Source organism: Photobacterium galatheae (genome assembly GCF_000695255.1).
Lineage (GTDB): Bacteria > Pseudomonadota > Gammaproteobacteria > Enterobacterales > Vibrionaceae > Photobacterium > Photobacterium galatheae.
Map to the genome: position 1 here is coordinate 1 of NZ_JMIB01000077.1, position 239 is coordinate 239.

A 239-nucleotide genomic window follows, 5' to 3' on the forward strand; every position below is an offset into this window, starting at 1 on the left:
AGGCTTTCCTGCCAACAGCGCTGTTCAACTATCTGGGCGATAAGCTTGCCGGAACCTCCCTGAAAGTCTTGCATGTGGGGGGCGAATCATTAAATCCGCTGGCTCAGTTGCCGGTCGAGACTCTCTTTAATCAGTATGGTCCGACCGAGGCAACGGTCTGTGCGACTCAGAAAACCGTGCTTCCGAATGACGTGAGCATCGGCGCGCCCATCAGCAATACCCAGTTGTATGTGCTGGAT

At 54.4% G+C, this 239-nt stretch carries 1 protein-coding gene; it reads left to right on the forward strand.

From position 1 onward, the window contains the following. A partial coding sequence (locus tag EA58_RS20725; RefSeq protein WP_036757602.1) for an AMP-binding protein occupies positions 1–239 on the forward strand: 239 nt, incomplete at both ends.